The sequence below is a fragment of the Pseudomonas rosaeacicularis genome (genome assembly GCF_057128745.1).
In genome coordinates, this window is record NZ_JBSKHT010000008.1 from 125819 (window position 1) to 144704 (window position 18886).

General features: G+C 59.0%; 19 protein-coding genes. 4 read left to right on the forward strand and 15 right to left on the reverse strand.

Features of this window, described 5'->3' with window-relative positions:
• The first annotated feature begins 20 nt into the window (after positions 1-20).
• The gene (locus ACWKWM_RS12145; RefSeq protein ID WP_483846378.1) at positions 21-650 is read left to right on the forward strand and encodes an energy transducer TonB; all 630 of its coding nucleotides are present in this window, start codon (positions 21-23) and stop codon (positions 648-650) included.
• A gap of 163 nt (positions 651-813) precedes the next feature.
• On the opposite strand, the gene ACWKWM_RS12150 is transcribed toward ACWKWM_RS12145, so the two are convergent.
• From ACWKWM_RS12150 to ppc, 7 genes are all read right to left on the reverse strand, one after another.
• Positions 814-1512: an extensin-like domain-containing protein gene (locus ACWKWM_RS12150; protein ID WP_483846379.1), complete on the reverse strand. Its 699-nt coding sequence runs from the start codon at positions 1510-1512 to the stop codon at positions 814-816.
• A 2-nt stretch (positions 1513-1514) separates the two neighbouring features.
• Entirely contained in the window at positions 1515-2348 is an 834-nt protein-coding gene (locus tag ACWKWM_RS12155; RefSeq protein ID WP_483846380.1) for an isocitrate lyase/PEP mutase family protein, read from the reverse strand.
• Between the two features lie 96 nt (positions 2349-2444).
• Positions 2445-3314 carry a DUF72 domain-containing protein gene (locus ACWKWM_RS12160; RefSeq protein ID WP_483846381.1) on the reverse strand — a complete coding sequence of 290 codons (870 nt, stop codon included), beginning with the start codon at positions 3312-3314 and terminating at the stop codon, positions 2445-2447.
• A complete protein-coding gene (locus tag ACWKWM_RS12165) occupies positions 3311-3601 on the reverse strand; it encodes a hypothetical protein (RefSeq protein WP_483846382.1) in 291 nt (96 codons plus the stop codon). Before ACWKWM_RS12165 ends, ACWKWM_RS12160 begins: the two co-directional genes overlap by 4 nt.
• 287 nt (positions 3602-3888) lie before the next feature.
• Positions 3889-4563 carry a tRNA (adenosine(37)-N6)-threonylcarbamoyltransferase complex dimerization subunit type 1 TsaB gene (tsaB, locus tag ACWKWM_RS12170; protein ID WP_483846383.1) on the reverse strand — a complete coding sequence of 225 codons (675 nt, stop codon included), beginning with the start codon at positions 4561-4563 and terminating at the stop codon, positions 3889-3891.
• 91 nt (positions 4564-4654) lie between these two features.
• Positions 4655-5302, reverse strand: coding sequence for an adenylate kinase (gene adk / locus ACWKWM_RS12175; protein WP_483846384.1), 648 nt, complete (start codon positions 5300-5302; stop codon positions 4655-4657).
• Between the two features lie 282 nt (positions 5303-5584).
• A complete protein-coding gene (gene ppc, locus ACWKWM_RS12180; protein ID WP_483846385.1) occupies positions 5585-8221 on the reverse strand; it encodes a phosphoenolpyruvate carboxylase in 2637 nt (878 codons plus the stop codon).
• Positions 8222-8443: 222 nt separating this feature from the next.
• Here ppc and ACWKWM_RS12185 point away from each other — a divergent pair, with 222 nt between their 5' ends.
• The 3 genes from ACWKWM_RS12185 to lptF all read left to right on the forward strand — a co-directional run bounded on the left by ACWKWM_RS12185 (position 8444) and on the right by lptF (position 10324).
• Entirely contained in the window at positions 8444-8788 is a 345-nt protein-coding gene (locus ACWKWM_RS12185; protein ID WP_483846386.1) for a pilin assembly protein, read from the forward strand.
• A 282-nt stretch (positions 8789-9070) separates the two neighbouring features.
• Positions 9071-9493, forward strand: a complete 423-nt coding sequence (locus tag ACWKWM_RS12190) for a DUF4398 domain-containing protein (protein ID WP_483846387.1) — start codon at positions 9071-9073, stop codon at positions 9491-9493.
• Between the two features lie 48 nt (positions 9494-9541).
• Positions 9542-10324 (forward strand): lipotoxin F family OmpA-related lipoprotein LptF, encoded by a 783-nt coding sequence (gene lptF / locus ACWKWM_RS12195; protein ID WP_483846388.1) that lies wholly within the window; start codon positions 9542-9544, stop codon positions 10322-10324.
• A 209-nt stretch (positions 10325-10533) separates the two neighbouring features.
• Here the strand turns inward: lptF and ACWKWM_RS12200 are convergent, their stop codons facing one another.
• The 8 genes from ACWKWM_RS12200 to ACWKWM_RS12235 all read right to left on the reverse strand — a co-directional run bounded on the left by ACWKWM_RS12200 (position 10534) and on the right by ACWKWM_RS12235 (position 18882).
• Positions 10534-10863, reverse strand: a complete 330-nt coding sequence (locus ACWKWM_RS12200; protein WP_483837761.1) for a PA3694 family proteiin — start codon at positions 10861-10863, stop codon at positions 10534-10536.
• Positions 10860-11777: an alpha/beta hydrolase gene (locus ACWKWM_RS12205; protein WP_483846389.1), complete on the reverse strand. Its 918-nt coding sequence runs from the start codon at positions 11775-11777 to the stop codon at positions 10860-10862. Before ACWKWM_RS12205 ends, ACWKWM_RS12200 begins: the two co-directional genes overlap by 4 nt.
• Positions 11778-11927: 150 nt before the next feature.
• The gene (locus tag ACWKWM_RS12210; RefSeq protein ID WP_483846390.1) at positions 11928-13205 is read right to left on the reverse strand and encodes a flavohemoglobin expression-modulating QEGLA motif protein; all 1278 of its coding nucleotides are present in this window, start codon (positions 13203-13205) and stop codon (positions 11928-11930) included.
• 26 nt (positions 13206-13231) lie between these two features.
• Positions 13232-13792 (reverse strand): hypothetical protein, encoded by a 561-nt coding sequence (locus ACWKWM_RS12215; protein WP_483846391.1) that lies wholly within the window; start codon positions 13790-13792, stop codon positions 13232-13234.
• A 25-nt stretch (positions 13793-13817) separates the two neighbouring features.
• Complete coding sequence (locus tag ACWKWM_RS12220) at positions 13818-14549, reverse strand: TetR/AcrR family transcriptional regulator (RefSeq protein ID WP_483846392.1); 732 nt, start codon at positions 14547-14549, stop codon at positions 13818-13820.
• A 331-nt stretch (positions 14550-14880) separates the two neighbouring features.
• Entirely contained in the window at positions 14881-16383 is a 1503-nt protein-coding gene (lysS, locus tag ACWKWM_RS12225; protein WP_483846393.1) for a lysine--tRNA ligase, read from the reverse strand.
• Positions 16384-16487: 104 nt separating this feature from the next.
• Positions 16488-17583 (reverse strand): peptide chain release factor 2 gene (gene prfB / locus ACWKWM_RS12230; protein ID WP_483846394.1). Its coding sequence is split into 2 segments (ribosomal slippage): positions 16488-17510 and positions 17512-17583, totalling 1095 coding nucleotides; the frame shifts between segments, so codons are not numbered across the junction.
• A 294-nt stretch (positions 17584-17877) separates the two neighbouring features.
• Positions 17878-18882: a diguanylate cyclase domain-containing protein gene (locus tag ACWKWM_RS12235; protein ID WP_483846395.1), complete on the reverse strand. Its 1005-nt coding sequence runs from the start codon at positions 18880-18882 to the stop codon at positions 17878-17880.
• Positions 18883-18886 lie beyond the last annotated feature (4 nt).

Sequence of the window (18886 nt, forward strand, 5' to 3'; positions counted from 1 at the left end):
CACGGTATGTACTGAGCCCAATGTCAGACATTCAGCAATCATCCTCCATAGGTTACTTGACGTACGCCGGTGACTACAGCGTACGCAATACCCAAACCCTGAGCGGTGTCACCCAGCTCTGGCAGGATGCATTCTCGCGGGCGATGGCGCAGCAGGTCGAGGACAACGCTGGCGACGCGCTTCAATTCCACGTCGAAGCGGCGATGGACAGTAAGACTGGCGAGCCGGTCGCAGGGTCGAAAACCCTGGGCGAGATCGTCGATCAACGCGAACTGCCGGTTCTTGACACCAAGCGTAATCCGCCAGAAGCGCTGTTTTTGCCTATCGCCGAATTTGAGTGGGATCTGGCCGACAAGCCTGCCGAACCGTTCAGCGCCGGCGAGCTGATCGAGCAACAACGCAATCTGGAGTTCGACAGCAATTGGGTTCGCCCGACCGTACTGGCGCCGTATGACGACAGCGTAAAACCCGGTCCTGGCCCCGCACCTCGTGCGCTGTTTCTGCCCATCGCCGAGCTGGAATGGGACTTGGCCGACAAACCTGCCGAGCCGTTCAGCCTCAGCGAGATGATTGAACAACAGCGCAACCTCGATTTCGACAACGGCTGGGCTCGGCCGATTGTGCTGCAGAATTTGCGTCAGGCTGCCTAATCTTCGCGCTCTCTACCCGCCATTTATCGAAGCGCCGTCGCATCCTGTAGGAGCCAACTTGTTGGCGAAGCGGCCTCAGCGTCATCCGCAAAAATCGCCTCGCGAACAAGTTCGCTCCTACAGAGACGCGGGTTCCGCGACATCCCGCGAATTCAGAACTTACTCACCGACAAACCCGCCAACCGCCCATATCCAGATGAAAGTGATTGCGGTGCGCGGCGTTGTAGTCCGGGCTCAGCACTGTGTTGAAGTTTTTGCACGCCCCGTCTCGCACCAGCCTCAGAAAACGCCCGTCATCGCCCTCGTCTTTCCACTCTTTAAGTACCGAAATCCGTCGACCGTCTGCCAGCCGAAAACCGGCGACATCCAACGCATTGGCGGCTGCATGCTGGCTGAGTCGCCCTTCAGCGCGGTTGTAGACATTGCGGCAAGCGAAACTGCCTAGGTGATCGACCTGCGTCACCTTCTGCCCGAACACCTGCTGCGCGGCCGGTTGAAGCGCGTGGATATCAAACAGCGCATAGGCCACAGCCAAGGGGCAACTGGCGAGAAAGCTGCTGCTGAGCGAGACATCACCGCCCTGAATTCGCAGCGCATTGGTCAGAGGACACTTCGCACCGGGCGCACTGTCGGCCTGATGACTGAAACGCAGGGACGAGCTGCGCAGCGCCTGATCACAAAGCTCGGAATCGTTCTGCAGCCGCGACAGTTTGTAAGACGTCAGCAGATTTGGCTCATCGCGCACGTCCAGCGGCGCCCAGGGGTTCCAGCGTGGCGGCACGTCCAGCCAGCCGCGCCACACCGAAAACACCGCACCCGCACAGGCCAACAGCAACAAAAGAAATAGCCAGGAACCGCGCACCGTCAGCCTTTGAACAACGTGTTCAGTTGATCGAATGGCAGTGCGTCCTGAACGTAGCTGAATGTACCGGCGCTACGAATCTCCTCGGCGGCGCGGTAGAAACCGCCCCACGCGGCACGGGCCAGTGAAGATCCGACGCTGATACGCTTGACCCCGCACTCAGTTAAATCCGCCACCGACAGCGTCACCCCGCCCAACCCCATCAGCACGTTCACCGGTTTCGGCGCGACAGCGCGCACCACGGCGATGATCTCTTCACGGGTGCGCAGCCCCGGCGCATACAGCACGTCCGCGCCCGCATCGGCGTAGGCCTCAAGCCGTTTTATCGTGTCGGACAAGTCCATGCGGCCATGTAGAAGATTCTCGGCACGCGCGGTGAGCATGAAGGGGAATGGCAAAGTTCGGGCTGCGGCAACGGCCGCTTTGACCCGCGCGACAGACAATTCAAAGTCATAAATCGGGTGGGCCGCATCACCGCTGGCGTCTTCAATTGAGCCACCGACGATGCCCGTCGCGGCGGCTTTCAACAGCGTGTCGGCGCAGCCTTCGGGGGAGTCGGCAAAGCAGTTTTCCAGGTCAGCCGCCACGGGCAGTGAGGTTGCGGCAACAATATTTGCCACGTTGGCCAGAGATTCATCGCGACTGATTACACCTTCAGCGTCCGCCCGACCCAGCACAAATGCCAAGCCCGCGCTGGTGGTCGCCAGCGCTTCGAAGCCCATCGACGCAAGCATTTTGGCGGAGCCTGCGTCCCATGGATTGGGGATGACGAACGCGCCGTCTCGCTCGTGAAGGGCTTTGAACGTTTGCGCGCGGATGAGCTGTGAGGGTTCCATGTACGTGGCGCCTCTGAAGATCGGGAGGATAGGGATGGCAAAGAGTAGTGCAGTTTCTTGCGCGTGAGTTCAGCGCGAAACGTTGCTAATCGTTGCCTACAGCAAGCCTAACTGCTCAACCTCTGGCCCACGATCCAGCAATGGCAACGCGGGAAGTCCCGGAAGAAGCCTCATCAGTTGCTCATGAAAACGCCGCGCCAGATCAGGCGCCTGAATGTTGTCCGGGGTGTGCAGGAAGACATACGGCGTGCGTCCTTCCTCGATCCAGCCGGCGACTTTTTGCGCCCACTGCTCGACATAGCTGTCGTTGGCCTCAAGCGTGGGATGACCAATCAGGCGCACTTGCGGGAACTGAGTCAAAGCAGCAGGGCGCGGCGGCACTTTGGGCTTTTTCGATTGCGCATGTAGCACAGCAGCATCGGTGGACACGCAACTGAACAACGGGCGAGAGTCCAGGCAGATGCGCTCGACGCCACGGTCCAGCAACAAGCGGTTGAGCTGCTTCTCATCGTCGCCCTTTTCAAAGAACGCCAGGTTGCGCACCTCTACCGCCAGCGGTCGATCCAGCGCATCAATGAAGGCAGCCAATTCGCTCAGTCGCGACGGTGTGAAGCTTGCCGACAACTGCAGCCAGAACGGCGCCACTCGCGCACCTAGCGGCGCCATTAGCTGGACGAAATCTTCCATCGCGACGAGGTGATCGCGCAGGTCTCCGCCGTGGCTGATATCCCGCGGAAACTTGGCGGTGAATCGAAAATGCTCGGGCAGGGTGTCAGCCCAGCGCTGCACGGTACTCGGAGCGGGACTTGCGTAAAACGTGGTGTTGCCCTCGACGGCGTTGAACACCTGAGCGTAAAGGGCGAGAAAATCTGTACTGCGGGCGTCTTCGGGATACAGCGACTGGCGCCAGGCGTTTTCGCTCCAGGACGGGCAACCAATGAAGTAAGGCGGGTTGGTGACGTTCAAACGTGCAGATCGAGTCCTGAGACCTCAAGGTCCCAATCGACGAACGTGGAAGTCGTCAGATAGCTGCTCAGGGCGTGGGCAACCCTGGTGCTCATGGCGCGGGGGAAAATGATGTCTTGCTGGCGGGCAGGCACATTGGCGGTGCTACCGGTTTGACGACGCGGCTGCTGCGCGACCACTTCGACATCGCTGTCCACTTCTTCAAAGCTTGCGTCGACCTGCGCAGAGCCTTTGCGCGGCTTGCGTTTGATTGGGTACGACTGTTGTGAAGGACCAGTGATGCGCATCGATACTTACTCGGCGTCTTGTAATGGCAATTTAATCTCACGAATCGTTATTAAGCAAACTCGTGAACGTTAACTAGACCACAGTTATTACAAAACGTTTAAAGCCACCTGGCGGAAATTAAACATTGGCCGCTGAACGGTAGCGATTTGTGTGACTTGGCTACCGGATGTCGCGTATGCGGGCAGTCCGTAGGAGCGCGCTTGCCCGCGATAGCGTCCGTCCCGCCAATATTGATCTGTCTGACCCACCGTAATCGCGGGCAAGCGCACTTCTACAATCGATCGGTTCAGCGGACTTTTGGGGTGGCGACCTTGTCTCGCAGATAAACGGGCTGCGCATTGTCAGCAACAATGGCTTCGCCGCGCTGCCAGGCGAAGGTGGCCAGGGTCAGAAGATCTTGTGCATGGGGAAGCATCGTTGCGTCCGCGCCGACCAGAGTCACGGGCATGCGCTCGGCATAGCCCCACCCCGTACCGGCGCCAAACCAGTCGCCGCTGGCATCAGACGGCAATGCGGCATGTTCGGGTGGTAATACGGCTTCACTGCCCACCAAACGCATTTCCCCGGACGCGTTCTGATAACAGCCCCAATAGACCTCATCCATACGCGCATCGATGGCGGCCGCCACTTGCAAGGCGCCATGCTCGCGATAAGCACGTTGGGCCAGAACGGCCAGATTCGACACCGGCAACACCGGACGATCCAGGCCGAACGCCAGGCCTTGGACCACGCCAATAGCGATCCGCACGCCGGTGAATGCTCCTGGTCCACGGCCGAAAGCGATGGCGTCCAACGCCGACAGACCAATACCGGCTTCGGCCAGCAGGTCTTTGATCATCGGCAACAGGCGCTGGGCATGCAGGCGCGGGATCACCTCGTAGTGAGTCAGTACTTTGCCGTCGTGCAGCAAAGCGACTGAACAGGCTTCAGTGGCAGTATCCAGGGCCAGCAAGGTGCTCATCAGTGTTTCCAGGTGTGTGCAAAAAAAGTGGCGGCATTATAAACAACTACGGCCCGCAAGCGGGCCGTCGTTCACTGCGTTCAGGCAACTATCAGCTCAACGCTTCCAGCACCTTGGCGGTGATGGCTTCCACGGAACCTACGCCTTCGATATGGCTGCACTTTGGCTTGCCATTCTTGGTTTCGAGCTTCTCGTAGAAATCTACCAGCGGCTTGGTCTGCGAGTGATAAACAGACAGACGATGACGCACAGTGGCCTCAACGTCGTCCTTGCGCTGTACCAGCGGCTCGCCGGTCACATCGTCCACGCCTTCGGTCTTTGGCGGGTTGTAGATCAGGTGATAAACGCGGCCCGACCCTTCATGAACACGACGGCCGGAAATACGCTGAACGATCTCTTCGTCGTCGACTTTGATTTCGACCACGTTATCGATGGTCAGACCGGCTGCCAGCAAGGCTTCGGCTTGAGGAATGGTGCGGGGGAAGCCGTCGAACAGCACGCCGTTGGCGCAATCAGGTTCTGACAGACGATCCTTGATCAGACCGATGATCAGGTCGTCGGACACAAGACCACCGCTGTCCATGACGCTTTTGGCCTTCAGGCCCAGCTCGGTCCCTGCCTTGACTGCCGCGCGCAGCATGTCGCCAGTGGAAATTTGCGGGATACCGAATTTTTCGGTGATGAACTTTGCCTGAGTACCTTTTCCGGCCCCGGGAGCTCCCAGCAGAATCACGCGCATTGTTGTGCTCCTCAATTTTTATAAAGATGTCGTCGGATTCGCCTCGTGGGGCCAATCTTAAAAAAAGAAATACTGACCCAACGGCCAAAGGCTGATCAAGATACACAGCCGACACAGGCGGCACAAGCCGCCGAAAGTCGCAGTAACCTGAGACAAATCGGTAGCTTGCTGGCGTTTAACAGGCGGGTATCACGTGGCGCAACCTTATAGGGATGCGCCGTTCCTGATCATCCTTGCGCCGCGAATCCGAAGCTTGCGCGCCGTCATCGCGGACTTCGGACCTCAACCTGTGTTGCGCAAACCGGCGGCAATCCCGGCGACAGACACCAGCAGTGCCTGCGCAAGCGGACCTTCCAGCGTCGCATCCTGAGTGCGCGAACGGGCCAGTAACTCGGCCTGCAATAGATGAAGAGGATCGAGGTAGGTGTTGCGCAAACTGATGAATTCCAGGGTTTCAGGACTGTGCGCGAGCAATTGATCCTGCCCGGTCAAACCGAGCACCACCTTGCACGCCTGCGACAATAGGTCGCGTAAATGCGCACCTAAATGTTGCAAGCCGGGCTCCACCAGACGTTCGTCATACAGTTGAGCAATGTCGCTGTCCGCCTTGGCCAACACCATTTCCAGCATGTCGATGCGCGTTCTGAAAAACGGCCACTGCTCGCGCATCTGCGCCAGCACGTCCCCGTCCCCACGCTCCAGAGCTTTGCTCAGTGCCGACTCCCAACCTAACCAGGCCGGCAACATCAGGCGCGTCTGGGTCCAGGCGAATATCCACGGGATGGCGCGCAAGCTTTCAACACCGCCCTCACGCCGCTTGGCCGGACGACTGCCCAATGGCAAACGGCCCAGCTCCTGCTCGGGCGTGGCCTGACGGAAGTATTCGACGAACTCCGGGTTCTCCCGTACGACCGCGCGATAAGCCGCGACGCCGTCACTGGCCAGTTGATCCATCATCGTGCGCCAGGCCGGTTCCGGCAGTGGAGGCGGCTGGAGCGTCGCTTCCAGAACGGCGGCCAGATACAAATTGAGATTCTGCTCGGCGATGTCCGGCAACCCGAATTTGAAGCGGATCATCTCGCCCTGTTCGGTGGTGCGGAAACGTCCCGCCACCGACCCCGGCGGCTGCGACAGAATGGCCGCATGGGCAGGACCGCCGCCACGACCCACCGTGCCGCCACGACCATGGAACAACAGCAGTTCGATTTGCTGAGCGCGGCAGATCTCCACCAGTTTTTCCTGCGCGCGATATTGCGCCCATGCCGCTGCCGTGGTGCCCGCATCCTTGGCCGAATCGGAATAGCCGATCATGACTTCCTGCGGCCCATGCAGACGCAAGCGGTAGCCCGGCAAGCGCAGCAAATGCTGGATCACCGGGCCTGCGTTATCCAGGTCGGCCAGGGTTTCAAACAGTGGCACGACGCGCATCGGCCGCTGCAATCCGGCCTCTTTCAACAGTAACTGCACGGCTAGAACGTCGGAAGCTGCACCCGCCATGGAGATGACGTAAGAGCCCAACGACGCAGCCGGAGCGGCCGCGACTTCACGGCAGGTGGCCAACACCTCAGCGGTGTCGGCAGCAGGTTTGAAATGACTCGGCAGCAGCGGCCTACGGTTGCTCAGCTCTTGCAGCAGAAACTCGATGCGCGCCTCTTCATCCCACTCTTCGTATCGACCCAGGCCCAAATAATCGGTGATTTCGGTCATCGCCGAACTGTGACGGGTGGAGTCCTGACGCACGTCCAGCTTCACCAGAAACAAACCGAAGGTAACGGCGCGGCGCAGGCAATCGAGCAGCGGTCCATCGGCGATCACGCCCATGCCGCATTCGTGCAGCGACTGATAGCACAGCTGCAACGGGTCGAGCAGCTCGCGATTGCTGTGCAACACCGCTTGCGGCGCAGGCTGGGTAACGGCCAGCGAGGCATGCGCCCAGTTGCGAGTTGCACGAAGGCGTTCACGCAACTGCTTGAGCACCGCGCGATAGGGTTCGGCGCTGTCGCCGGCCAGTGCATGCAGCGCCTCATTGGCTTGCTGCATCGACAACTCGGCGGCCAGTTGATCGACATCACGCAAATAAAGGTCGGCCGCCATCCAACGCGCCAGCAATAACACTTCCCGGGTCACGGCAGCGGTCACGTTAGGGTTGCCGTCGCGGTCGCCGCCCATCCAGGAGGCAAAGCGAATCGGCGCAGCCTCCAGCGGCAGATGCAAGCCGGTGGCCGCGTGCAGGACTTTGTCGGCTTTGCGCAAGTAGTTGGGGATGGCGTGCCAAAGCGAGTTTTCGATGACGGCGAAACCCCACTTCGCTTCATCCACTGGCGTGGGACGGGTGCGGCGGATCTCTTCGGTGTGCCAGGCTTCGGCGATCAGCAACTGCAAGCGCTCGGTAATTTGCGCGCGCTCTTGTTTGTTCAGGTCACGATGATCCAGTGCGGCCAGTTGCGCGGCGATGGCGTCGTATTTCTGGATAAGCGTTCGGCGCGCCACTTCGGTGGGGTGGGCGGTCAATACCAGTTCGATTTCCAGCTTGCCGATTTGCCGTGCGAGGGCTTCTGGTGCATGGCCGGCTTGCTTGAGTCGCTCCAGCAGCTCGGGCAGGGCTCGGGATTCGAACGGCTGCGGCTTGCTGTCGTCGCGGCGATGGATAAGCTGATATTGCTCGGCGATATTGGCCAGGTTGAGGAACTGGTTGAAGGCCCGAGCGACGGGCAGCAACTCGTCTTCACTCAGGCTCTCCAGGTTGGAGCTCAACTGTTCGGTGCTTTGGGTAGAAGCGCGTCGCCCCGCCTTGGCACTCTTGCGGATGCGCTCGATCTTCTCTAGAAAATCAGCGCCGCGTTGGTCGCGGATCGTGTTGCCCAGCAGCTCACCGAGCAGGTGAACGTCCTCGCGCAAACGTGCATCGATATCAGCCATCTAGCCCTTCTCCTTAGCGTTTTTATCCGGGGGACAGTTCAGCCTGAACAAGGTCGAAACTGAACGCGTGAGCAATATCCGTCTCTATCTACTGTGCATAGCGCAACAAATTCACACAAGTGCTACCGACTGCCCGGATCCAGCTAGTCTCATCAACGAACCCCACGAGGGCTCCAATACTTGCTTGCACCCGCCATTACGCGGGTCTTTGAAGAGGTCAGTATGAAAATTCGCGAACTCGCCAATCACTGGGAACAAACTGCCAAAGGTCGCCTTACGAAGACCGGTTATGAGGTCCATCTCGACGTCGAGGCCGCTGCGCGTCTGGCCGCCATAGCAGAGATGTACCCCAAACGCGTTCCCGAAGAGCTTTTGGGTGAACTGATCGGTGCGGCGCTGGAGGAGCTGGAAGCAAGCTTTCCGTACGTGAAAGGCTCACATGTAGTGGCTACGGATGAAGAAGGCGATCCGCTGTACGAGGATGTGGGCCCTACACCTCGTTTTCTGGAGTTGTCCAAGCGATATCTGCAGGATTTGACCGATCAGCAAGACAGCCAGCAGCACTGATTACGACGTCGTTTTTACTGCTCGATTACTACGCGCCAACCCTTCTGGAACGGGCTCGGCGCGTATTTTTTTGTGTCAATTTCGAGGCGTCAATTTTACAACGCGAAACAAATCCGAGCCGATTGTTCATGAGAAAGGCTGAACTATTCAAAAACCGCGCAGGTCCGAGCAGTTAGCCATTACAGAAAAAGCCGACAGATGGCAGAGGCTCGCGGCCTTTGGGCCAGACCTCTTCAGGCGCAATGACTGTCTTGGAAAAACTAAGCTTTCAGGAGTAACACAATGGAGTTGATCACCATGAACACCAGCACTGCCAAAACCAAGTTCAATGGCCTGCGCGGGCTCAAATTGGCCGCGCTGGCTCTCGGTACCAGCTTTATCCTCGCCGGTTGTGCGGGTAACCCGCCATCAGAGCAATACGCAGTCACCCAATCGGCCGTAAACGCCGCAGTGACCGCCGGTGGTACCGAATTCGCTCCAGTGGAAATGAAGTCGGCGCAGGACAAGTTCAAGCAATCGGAACTTGCCATGCAGGAAAAGAAATACGACGAAGCCCGCAAATATGCCGAGCAAGCTGAATGGGACGCTCGCGTAGCTGAGCGTAAGGCTCAGGCCGCCAAAGCTCAGAGAGCTGTGCAAGACGCGCGTCAAGGTGTCAACGAGTTGCGTGAAGACGGCATGCGTCAGATCCAACCAGTTAAGTAACCCTGCGCCCCTCAAGCACTGGCCATTGATTTAAAGGACGAACCTATTATGCGTAAACAAGTACTTATCCCTGCCCTGCTGGCCCTGAGCGTTGGCTTGGCTGCCTGCTCCACACCACCTAACGTGAACCTGGAACAGGCGCGCACTAACTACTCGGCGCTGCAAAGCAATCCGAAATCCAGCCAACTGGCTGCCCTGGAAACCAAAGACGCTAGCGAGTGGCTGGACAAGGCTGACGCGGCCTACCGCCACAATGACGACGAGAAAAAAGTCGATCAGCTGGCTTATCTGACCAACCAGCGCGTTGAACTGGCCAAGCAGACAATCAATCTGAAGACTGCTGAAGGCGATCTGAAAAACGCCGCTGCCCAACGTGCTCAAGCGCGTCTGGATGCTCGTGACGCACAGATCAAGGCACTGCAAAACAGCCTGAACGCCAAGCAGACCGAACGCGGTACGCTGGTGACTTTCGGTGACGTGCTGTTTGACCTGAACAAGGCTGAGCTGAAATCCAGCGGTCTGGTCAACGTCAACAAGCTGTCCCAGTTCCTGCAGGAAAACCCTGATCGCAAAGTGATCGTTGAGGGTTACACCGACAGCAGCGGTTCAGCGTCTTACAACCAGTCCCTGTCGGAGCGTCGCGCCAACTCCGTGCGCATGGCCTTGGTCAAAATGGGTGTAGGTCCTGAGCGCATCGTGTCGCAGGGTTATGGTAAGGAATACCCGGTTGCCGATAACACCAGCAACTCCGGCCGTGCCATGAACCGTCGTGTGGAAGTGACTATTTCCAACGACAACCAGCCGGTTGCACCGCGCACTTCGATGCAGTAATCGACTGACGCTGTAATCGAAAGCCCCGCCTGTGGATAACAGGCGGGGCTTTTTTTGTGCCATAAACCGATGACGAAGGGTGGTGGACCTTTTCCTGTGGGAGCGGACCTGTCCGCGAATACGGCGTTTCAGACGCTACAAATCCAGCGAATGTGCCGCCCTCTTCGCGGACAGGTCCGCTCCCACGGTTCCATGGTGTAACGGAAATCTCACGGCAACAACTGTTGCGGCGTTTCTTGCCCCATGCAGCGCACTGCCTGTTTTTTGCTGTTGATTAGCACGCCGGTCAGGCCTTTTTGCTCGGTGTCGAACAACACCAGCACTCCATCGATGCATTGCGCCACTTGCGCCGCGGGTTCCAGCGCGACTTTGTAGTCCTCGCCCGGCACTGTCTTGAGCAGAGTGAATTGGTCCAACAGCAATGCATCTTCGGGCTTGGCGAAGTGCAGATAACCGTAGTACCACAGCACCCCTACCGTCCCGAGGATGCAGGCGATGCCCGTGATGATGAGAGGGATGGCATTGCGTTCTTCGGTCATTGCGGGGTCTCGGTGGGAGGGGCAGGTTTCGGGCCGTCGGCCTCAGGGTAATTGGGCACTTCTGCCAGACGGCGCAGCCCATTGAAATGCTGCGGGTCTTCCAGATAGCGAATCATCACCTGACGCCATGTCGGGTCGGCGAACGTCTGGACATGCGCGCCTCGGGTCAGTTGCAGCACACGCGGTGGCGGTGCGGCCTGATAGAGGCTGATGCCGTTGTAGAGCGGCACTTGCGTGTCATCCAGACTTTGGAACAGCAGCATCGGTGTGCCGGCCAGTTTTGGCAGGCCATTGATGGCGCTGTCTGCGTCAGGGATCACCCACGACAACGGACGCTTGAACGGCCAGGTCAGCCAGGACGTGCTCAGGGTATAGCGCGCCACTTCGCGGTAGCTGGCTGGCACGCCATCGAGCACCAGCGCTTTGACCCGGTTTCGCTGCTGCGGATGTTCGGCCAGATAATGCACCGCGAGCGCGCCACCGATGCTTTGCCCCAACACCACCAGCGGTTTGCCTTGCACCTCGGGCGCTGTGTTCAGCCAGTCGAACGCGGCGTCGATGTCCTGATAAATCGCCGGCATGCTTGGCTCGCCTTCGGACACACCGTAGCCGCGATAATCCAGCAGCAACACTTGATAGCCCTCTTCGGGTAACCACCACGTACCGCCCAGATGCCACGACATGTTGCCGCCGTTGCCATGCAGGTGCAGCACCGTGCCTTTGACTGGAACCCCCTCTTTGGCGGGCAAGAACCAACCGCGCAGGTGCGTGCCATCGAGGGTGGTCAGGTTGACGTCGCGGTATTGCAGATGAGCTTTGTCGGGGGTCAACGGCAAACCCGGTTCCGGGTAGAACAGCAGGCTGCTGCAGCCAGAGAGGATCAGTGCCAGAGCAAGGGTAATGAGGGGCTTCAAGCGCGTTCCTTTTTTATTTGAATGCCGATTTCGCCTGACCGCTGGCATCTGTAGGGGCCAACTTGTTGGCGAGGCTGCCGACGCGGTCTTGCAGGTCCACCGCCTCGCGAACAAGTTCGCTCCTACAGAAGGTGCGAGTACGACGCGGCATCACAGGATATTGGAATAGTCCGCTTCGATCCGGTCCAGGCTCAAGTGATTGAGGAAGTTGGAGAAGCACATCCACGCCGACAGTGCATTCATGTCTCGGAACTGTTCAGGCAGATATTTCGGCGCGACCACCAGCCCCTCATCCACCAGCTGCCGCAGGGTTCGCATGTCTTCCAGCGTGGTCTTGCCGCAGAACAGCAGCGGCACCTGCTCCAGCTTGCCTTTGCGCACGGCCAGCTGGATGTAGTTGTAGACCATGATGAAGCCCTTCAAGTAGGACAAGTCCTTGGTGAAAGGCAGACCATTAGGCACCGAACCCCGGAATACGCGACTGGCGTTGCCGTAGCTTTCCGGCATGCCAAAACCCTGTTCCCGATAGAACTCGAACACCTGCAGAAAGTCCGCACCCTCTTCGGCCATGTGAATGGCGCGAGTGCGATTGGTCAGCTTGCGCAACCGACTGGGGTAAGACGCAAAAGCGATGACCTCCATGAGAATTGCCAGCCCCTCCTGGGTCACCGTGGACGACGGCGGCCCCTTGGCCAAGAAGGTGCAGATCGGCTGATTTTGCCCGTTGAGCGTAGTGCCGACGTGCACCAGCCCTTCGTGGACTTCCAGGGCCCGGACATCACGCTCATTGAACATCGCGTCGCTGCGGATCTTGATGTAATCAGCGCCAGCTGCGGCGTCCGCTACGATGCCGTCAGACTCAAACACCCGAATCGTGCCTTCCGCTTCGCCAAACACCCGATTCAATCGGCACTGCAGCAAGTCCACGGCATCCTTGGCCGTCAGGATTTTTGGCTCGTCTTTCAGATCGCCGCGACCGGCGATGTTGTTCAGGTAATCCGAAAGCATCAGGCCCAGATCGGCCAATGTCGGGTCGCCGGCGTGAAAAGCGTCGGACGCCGAACCGTACAGCTCTTGGGAAATGAGTCCGAAATCCGGTGTACCGCGCGCTTCGAGCATGCGGATCACCATGCGGTATTCCTTGCACATACGCCGCATGATTTGCCCGACCGGGTTGAACTGGCCCAACTGGCGGGTGATGTCGCGCTCGATGTTCTGGAATTCCAGCTTGGCAGCGCCAGAGTCGAACCCCAGCGGACGGTTTTCGTAATACGCACGATCGACGGCAGGCATTTTCTTGCCTTTGGCCGCCAGGAAATCCTGCTTGATGGAGTCGTCCCACTTCACCGCATCGAGCACACGAATGGGCGTCTGCGCTACGACGATACGGTCGGACAACGCGCGAATGGTTAGCTGGTATTCGTCCACTCAACATTCCTTTTTGATTAGCAGCACTACTGCTTGGTCATACGCTGGTATTGAGCTGCTTTGAGAAACACATCGGAGTTGGCCGGGTCGTCCAGATAGGCAAAAACGCTGTCCAGCGGGGTGGTGATCAAGACCCCGGCGCCCTTTTCCGTTTCCGTTGCCTGCCCGTCAAACACTTTCTGATCCACCAACTGCTGCAGGCGATCCACATCCAGGTCGTAGACCACCAACTCGTCTGCTGAAGCGTCGTTGTCGGTCAGTTCAAACCCGGCCATCACGTAATTGGCACCGTATTTTTCGGGGAGCGCGGCCGACAGATACCAGCGGCTGCCGTGGCGCGCGACGGTGAAGACGTACTCATCGCGGCTCTTGCGATCGCCCTTGCGGTAGCTGACCGCCTTGTACTGATTGGCCCCGGCCCGGCTGATCTCCAGCTCCAGCGGCTCGCCCCAGGCATTTTTGCTGGTCCAGGTCCCCAACAGCTTGGTCGGGGCGGTGTCATTGGCGGGCAAGGGGTCCTTGAACGTCACCAGGCATCCGCTCAACAGCGCGAACGACAAGGCGAGCAACACGCGCCAGGCTTTCATTGGGTTCTCCTGAAATTGAGCGATCTTACGCGCCTATTGGCTGCGCAGTGCCCAGCACCAGATGCATTTGGCGACTGAGAATAGCGAGCATTTCTTCATCTGCATGGGGCTGCGGTCCGTTCAGCAGCCCCTGATATTCCATCCGACAGATAATGCCCGTCAACACTTGAGCGTCCAGATGAGGCTGTTTAGAGCCCATGACTTCCAGAAACTGGCTGCTGCCCTGCAGCAAAATCTGTTGGTGGGCGCTGACTAGCGCGCCAAGCCCGGGGTTGATCAACGCCTCGTGACGGAAAGCGTGTTCGGCGATCAACTGGTCGCGGCGGGTCAGTAACTGATGGCGGATGTAGTCCATGGCCATGCGTGCGATTTCATCAGCCAACCGCGCGCGGGCGTCGTGAGTACCGTCGTTGCGGGCAAGCATTTCGCGCAACACCACTTCGGTGTTGGCCCACAATTTAGCCATGTAGGCCGCGCTGCGCTCGACGTATTGGGCGAAGGCATCGGTGAGCAAATCGTCGATGTCTTTGAAGTAGTAAGTGGTCGCGGACAGGGGAACGGCAGCCTCGGCAGCCACCGCCCGGTGCCGCACCGCGCGCACTCCGTCACGAATGACGATGCGCATCGCGGCGTCGAGAATCTGCTGTCGACGCTGTTCGCTCCCCTGTCGACTAGCCTTGCGGCCTTGATACTGAACACTCTCCGCCACGGCCGTTGCCAGGCCAGCGGCTCCCTTTTGAGCGATCGTACGGTTCACGACAGGTTTTCCTCTTTGGTGCGTTGTGATGGATTGGAGCGGCAATCTTTATCGCCCGGACCTACGTCTTCGCGGGCAAGCGCGCTCCTACTTTGGAACGCGATCCACTGTAGGAGCGCGGCTTGTCCCGCGATCTGCCGGGAACCGGCAGTGGTCTGGGCATAACTCGCTGATTCCGATGACGACTGCTGCGCAGCCGATCGCGGGACAAGCCACGCTCCTACAATATTGCGGTCATCTGTGCCCGCGATAGCATTCTTGCAGGCGCCTGAACACTCACTGAACAGACAAAAAAAAGCCGCCCAACTCAGGCGGCTATTTCATACAGCAATTACGCCTGTGGCCGCATGTGCGGGAACAGGATCACGTCGCGAATCGATGGCGAGTTGGTCAACAGCATGACCAGACGGTCGATACCGATGCCCTCGCCCGCCGTTGGCGGCATGCCGTATTCCAGCGCGCGCACGAAGTCGGCGTCGTAGTGCATCGCCTCGTCATCGCCCGCGTCTTTGTCCGCCACCTGCGCCATGAAGCGCTCGGCCTGGTCTTCCGCGTCGTTCAACTCGGAATAGGCGTTGGCGATTTCACGACCACCGATGAACAGCTCGAAGCGGTCGGTGACGTTCGGGTTGTCATCGTTGCGACGAGCCAGCGGCGAGACTTCAAACGGGTACTGGGTAATGAAGTGCGGCTGCTCGAGCTTGTGCTCGACCAGCTCTTCGAAAATCATCACCTGCAGTTTGCCCAGACCTTCGAAGCCCAGCACCTTGGCGCCGGCTTTCTTGGCGATCGCGCGGGCCTTGTCGATGTCGTTCAGGTCATCGGCAGTCAACTCAGGGTTGTACTTGAGGATCGAATCGAACACCGACAAGCGCACGAACGGCTTGCCGAAGTGGAATACCTTGTCGCCGTAAGGCACATCGGTGCTGCCCAGAACCAGCTGCGCCAATTCGCGGAACAGCTCTTCGGTCAGGTCCATGTTGTCTTCGTAGTCCGCGTACGCCTGATAGAACTCAAGCATCGTGAACTCAGGATTGTGACGGGTCGAGACACCTTCGTTACGGAAGTTGCGGTTGATCTCGAACACCTTCTCAAAACCACCCACAACCAGCCGCTTGAGGTACAGCTCAGGCGCGATACGCAGGAACATTTCAAGATCCAGCGCATTGTGGTGAGTCTCGAACGGTTTAGCCGCTGCGCCACCCGGAATCGTCTGAAGCATCGGGGTTTCGACTTCGAGGAAATCGCGCTGCATCAAAAAGCTGCGAATGTGGGCGATGACTTGCGAGCGCACGCGGAAGGTCTCGCGCACTTCTTCGTTGACGATCAGGTCAACGTAGCGCTGACGATAGCGCTGCTCGGTGTCGGTCAGGCCGTGGTGTTTGTCGGGCAGCGGACGCAGGGATTTGGTGAGCAGGCGCACGGTGGTCATTTCAACGTACAGGTCGCCCTTGCCGGAGCGCGCCAGTGTGCCTTCGGCCGCGATGATGTCGCCCATGTCCCAGGTTTTCACCGAGGCCAGGGTTTCTTCGGACAGGGTCTTGCGGTTGACGTAGACCTGGATGCGACCGGTCATGTCCTGGATCACCATGAACGAGCCACGGTTGAGCATGATGCGACCGGCAACCTTGACCGGAATCGCAGCCTCTGCCAGCTCTTCCTTGGTCTTGTCCGCGTACTGTTTCTGCAGATCATTGCAGTAGCTGTCGCGGCGGAAGTCGTTGGGGAAGGCGTTGCCCTTGGCGCGCTCGGCGGCAAGCTTTTCCTTGCGCAGGGCGATCAGGGAGTTTTCTTCCTGTTGCAGGGCTTGCGGGTCGAGTTGTTGGTCGCTCATGTCTTTTGATTTTCCATCACAGGTTCGTTGCCCCTCGACTTGGACGAGGGATCGCGGGCGGCAGCGTCATGATGACGTGCCGGCCCGCAACAGTGGTGTCGCGTTTATAGCCCTTGCTTGAGGCTCGCGATCAGGTATTCGTCGATGTCGCCGTCGAGCACTTTGTCGCAGTCGCTGCGTTCAACGCTGGTGCGCAGATCCTTGATCCGCGAAGCGTCGAGCACGTAGGAGCGGATCTGATGACCCCAGCCGATGTCGGACTTGGTGTCTTCAACGGCTTGGGATGCAGCATTACGCTTCTGGATTTCCTGCTCGTACAAGCGCGCCCGCAGCATTTTCATGGCGGTGTCTTTGTTCGCGTGCTGGGAGCGTTCGTTCTGGCAACTGACCACGGTGTTGGTCGGAACGTGGGTGATACGTACCGCGGAGTCGGTGGTGTTTACGTGCTGACCACCGGCACCTGAGGAGCGATAGGTGTCGATGCGCAGGTCGGACGGGTTGATGTCGATTTCGATGTTGTCATCGATTTCCGGCGACACGAACACGGCCGAGAACGAGGTGTGACGACGGTTGCCGGAGTCGAACGGGCTTTTGCGCACCAGTCGGTGTACGCCGATCTCGGTCCGCAGCCAGCCAAAGGCATATTCGCCCTTGATGTGCACGGTGGCGCCTTTGATCCCGGCGACTTCGCCGGCAGACAATTCCATGATGATGGCTTCAAAGCCGCGCTTGTCAGCCCAGCGCAAGTACATGCGCAACAGGATGTTGGCCCAGTCTTGAGCCTCGGTGCCGCCGGAACCGGCCTGAATGTCGAGGTAGGCGTTGTTGGGGTCCATTTCGCCGCTGAACATGCGACGGAATTCGAGCTTTTCCAACGATTCGCGCAGGCGCTCGACTTCGGCCGCGACGTCATCGACGGCGGCCTGGTCTTCTTCTTCGGCGGACATCAGCAGCAGGTCTTTGGCATCGACCAGCCCGGTGGACATTTCGTCCAGGGTGTCGACGATCTGTGCCAGCAGCGAACGCTCGCGGCCCAGACTCTGTGCGTATTCGGGTTTGTTCCAGACGTTTGGATCTTCGAGCTCGCGGTTAACTTCGGTCAAACGATCATGTTTGTGATCGTAGTCAAAGATACCCCCGAATGGTTTCGGAACGCTCGGACAGGTCCTTGATGCTGTTTAGGATCGGGTTGATTTCCATGGTAGGCAGCACTCGCAGGCGAAATTTTCAAAGCCGGCGAGTATACCCTAGCCGGCCTTGGGATGGCAGGCCGTTGGGCAGGGTTGTCAATATGAGACTGCGCCCGTTGTAGGAGCGCGCTTGCCCGCGATTGCGTTGTGTCAGATAAACCGCTTCGCAGCCTCGCGGTGCTCGTCAGCTCCTACAAAACCATCGGCCATTTCGCAAGACCTGTAGGAGCTGACGAGCACCGCGAGGCTGCGAAGCAATGCTGCTGACACGCCACCTTCGCGGGCACGCGCGCTCCTAAACGTGTTAACCCACCACCACCTGATTACGCCCATTGTGCTTGGCCGCATACAGCCCTTGGTCCGCGCTCTGGATCAACTGGCGGCTGTGGCTGCCCACCTGTGGCACCACGGTGGACAGGCCGATGCTGACCGTCAGCACCGAGCCTTCCACCGGGGCGTTGTGGGGAATGCTCATGCCGGCGATGGTCTGGCGCAGCTTCTCGGCCAGAAGACGCGCGCCCCCTGGGGACGTATTGGGCAGCACCAGCGCGAATTCTTCGCCGCCGTAACGGGCTGGCAAGTCCGAGGGACGGCTGCCGCTGGCGCGAATGGCCTTGGCTACCTGACGCAACGCTTCGTCGCCTTCCAGATGGCCGAAGCTGTCGTTGTAGGCTTTGAAGTAGTCCACGTCGATCATCATCAGCGACAGCTGACCTTGCTCACGCATCGCGCGGCGCCACTCCAGCTCAAGGTACTCATCGAAATGCCGGCGATTGGACAGCCCGGTCAAGCCGTCGGAGTTCATCAGCCGTTGTAGCACCAGGTTAGTATCGAGCAACTGTTGCTGACTGACCCGCAGCGCCCGATAAGCCTCATCGCGCTGCAAGAGCGTCATGTAGGAGCGCGAGTGATAGCGAATGCGCGCCACCAGTTCGATGTTGTCTGGCAGCTTGACCAAGTAATCGTTAGCGCCGGCCGCGAAGGCCGCGCTTTTGATCAGCGGGTCTTCCTTGGTCGATAGCACAATAATCGGGATGTCACGGGTCATCGGGTTGTTGCGGTATTCGCGCACCAGCGTCAGCCCGTCCAGGCCCGGCATCACCAGGTCCTGCAGAATGACTGTTGGCTTGATCTGCACCGCTTGCGCGATGGCCTGATGCGGATCAGCGCAGAAATGGAAGTCGATGTTGTCTTCATGCGCCAGCCCGCGTCTCACCGCTTCGCCGATCATCGCCTGATCGTCAACCAGCAGCACCATCGCGGCGTTTTCGTCGGTCGTCTTTACGTCGCCCAACTGCAAATCATGCATTAAC

Bases quoted from the DNA above. Each gene is read 5' to 3' on its own strand.
- ACWKWM_RS12145 (WP_483846378.1), top strand. From the start codon at position 21: ATGTCAGACATTCAGCAATCATCCTCCATAGGTTACTTGACGTACGCC.
- ACWKWM_RS12155 (WP_483846380.1), bottom strand. From the start codon at position 2,348: ATGGAACCCTCACAGCTCATCCGCGCGCAAACGTTCAAAGCCCTTCAC.
- ACWKWM_RS12165 (WP_483846382.1), bottom strand. From the start codon at position 3,601: ATGCGCATCACTGGTCCTTCACAACAGTCGTACCCAATCAAACGCAAG.
- tsaB (WP_483846383.1), bottom strand. From the start codon at position 4,563: ATGAGCACCTTGCTGGCCCTGGATACTGCCACTGAAGCCTGTTCAGTC.
- adk (WP_483846384.1), bottom strand. From the start codon at position 5,302: ATGCGCGTGATTCTGCTGGGAGCTCCCGGGGCCGGAAAAGGTACTCAG.
- ppc (WP_483846385.1), bottom strand. From the start codon at position 8,221: ATGGCTGATATCGATGCACGTTTGCGCGAGGACGTTCACCTGCTCGGT.
- ACWKWM_RS12185 (WP_483846386.1), top strand. From the start codon at position 8,444: ATGAAAATTCGCGAACTCGCCAATCACTGGGAACAAACTGCCAAAGGT.
- ACWKWM_RS12190 (WP_483846387.1), top strand. From the start codon at position 9,071: ATGGAGTTGATCACCATGAACACCAGCACTGCCAAAACCAAGTTCAAT.
- lptF (WP_483846388.1), top strand. From the start codon at position 9,542: ATGCGTAAACAAGTACTTATCCCTGCCCTGCTGGCCCTGAGCGTTGGC.
- ACWKWM_RS12200 (WP_483837761.1), bottom strand. From the start codon at position 10,863: ATGACCGAAGAACGCAATGCCATCCCTCTCATCATCACGGGCATCGCC.
- ACWKWM_RS12215 (WP_483846391.1), bottom strand. From the start codon at position 13,792: ATGAAAGCCTGGCGCGTGTTGCTCGCCTTGTCGTTCGCGCTGTTGAGC.
- lysS (WP_483846393.1), bottom strand. From the start codon at position 16,383: ATGAGCGACCAACAACTCGACCCGCAAGCCCTGCAACAGGAAGAAAAC.
- ACWKWM_RS12235 (WP_483846395.1), bottom strand. From the start codon at position 18,882: ATGCATGATTTGCAGTTGGGCGACGTAAAGACGACCGACGAAAACGCC.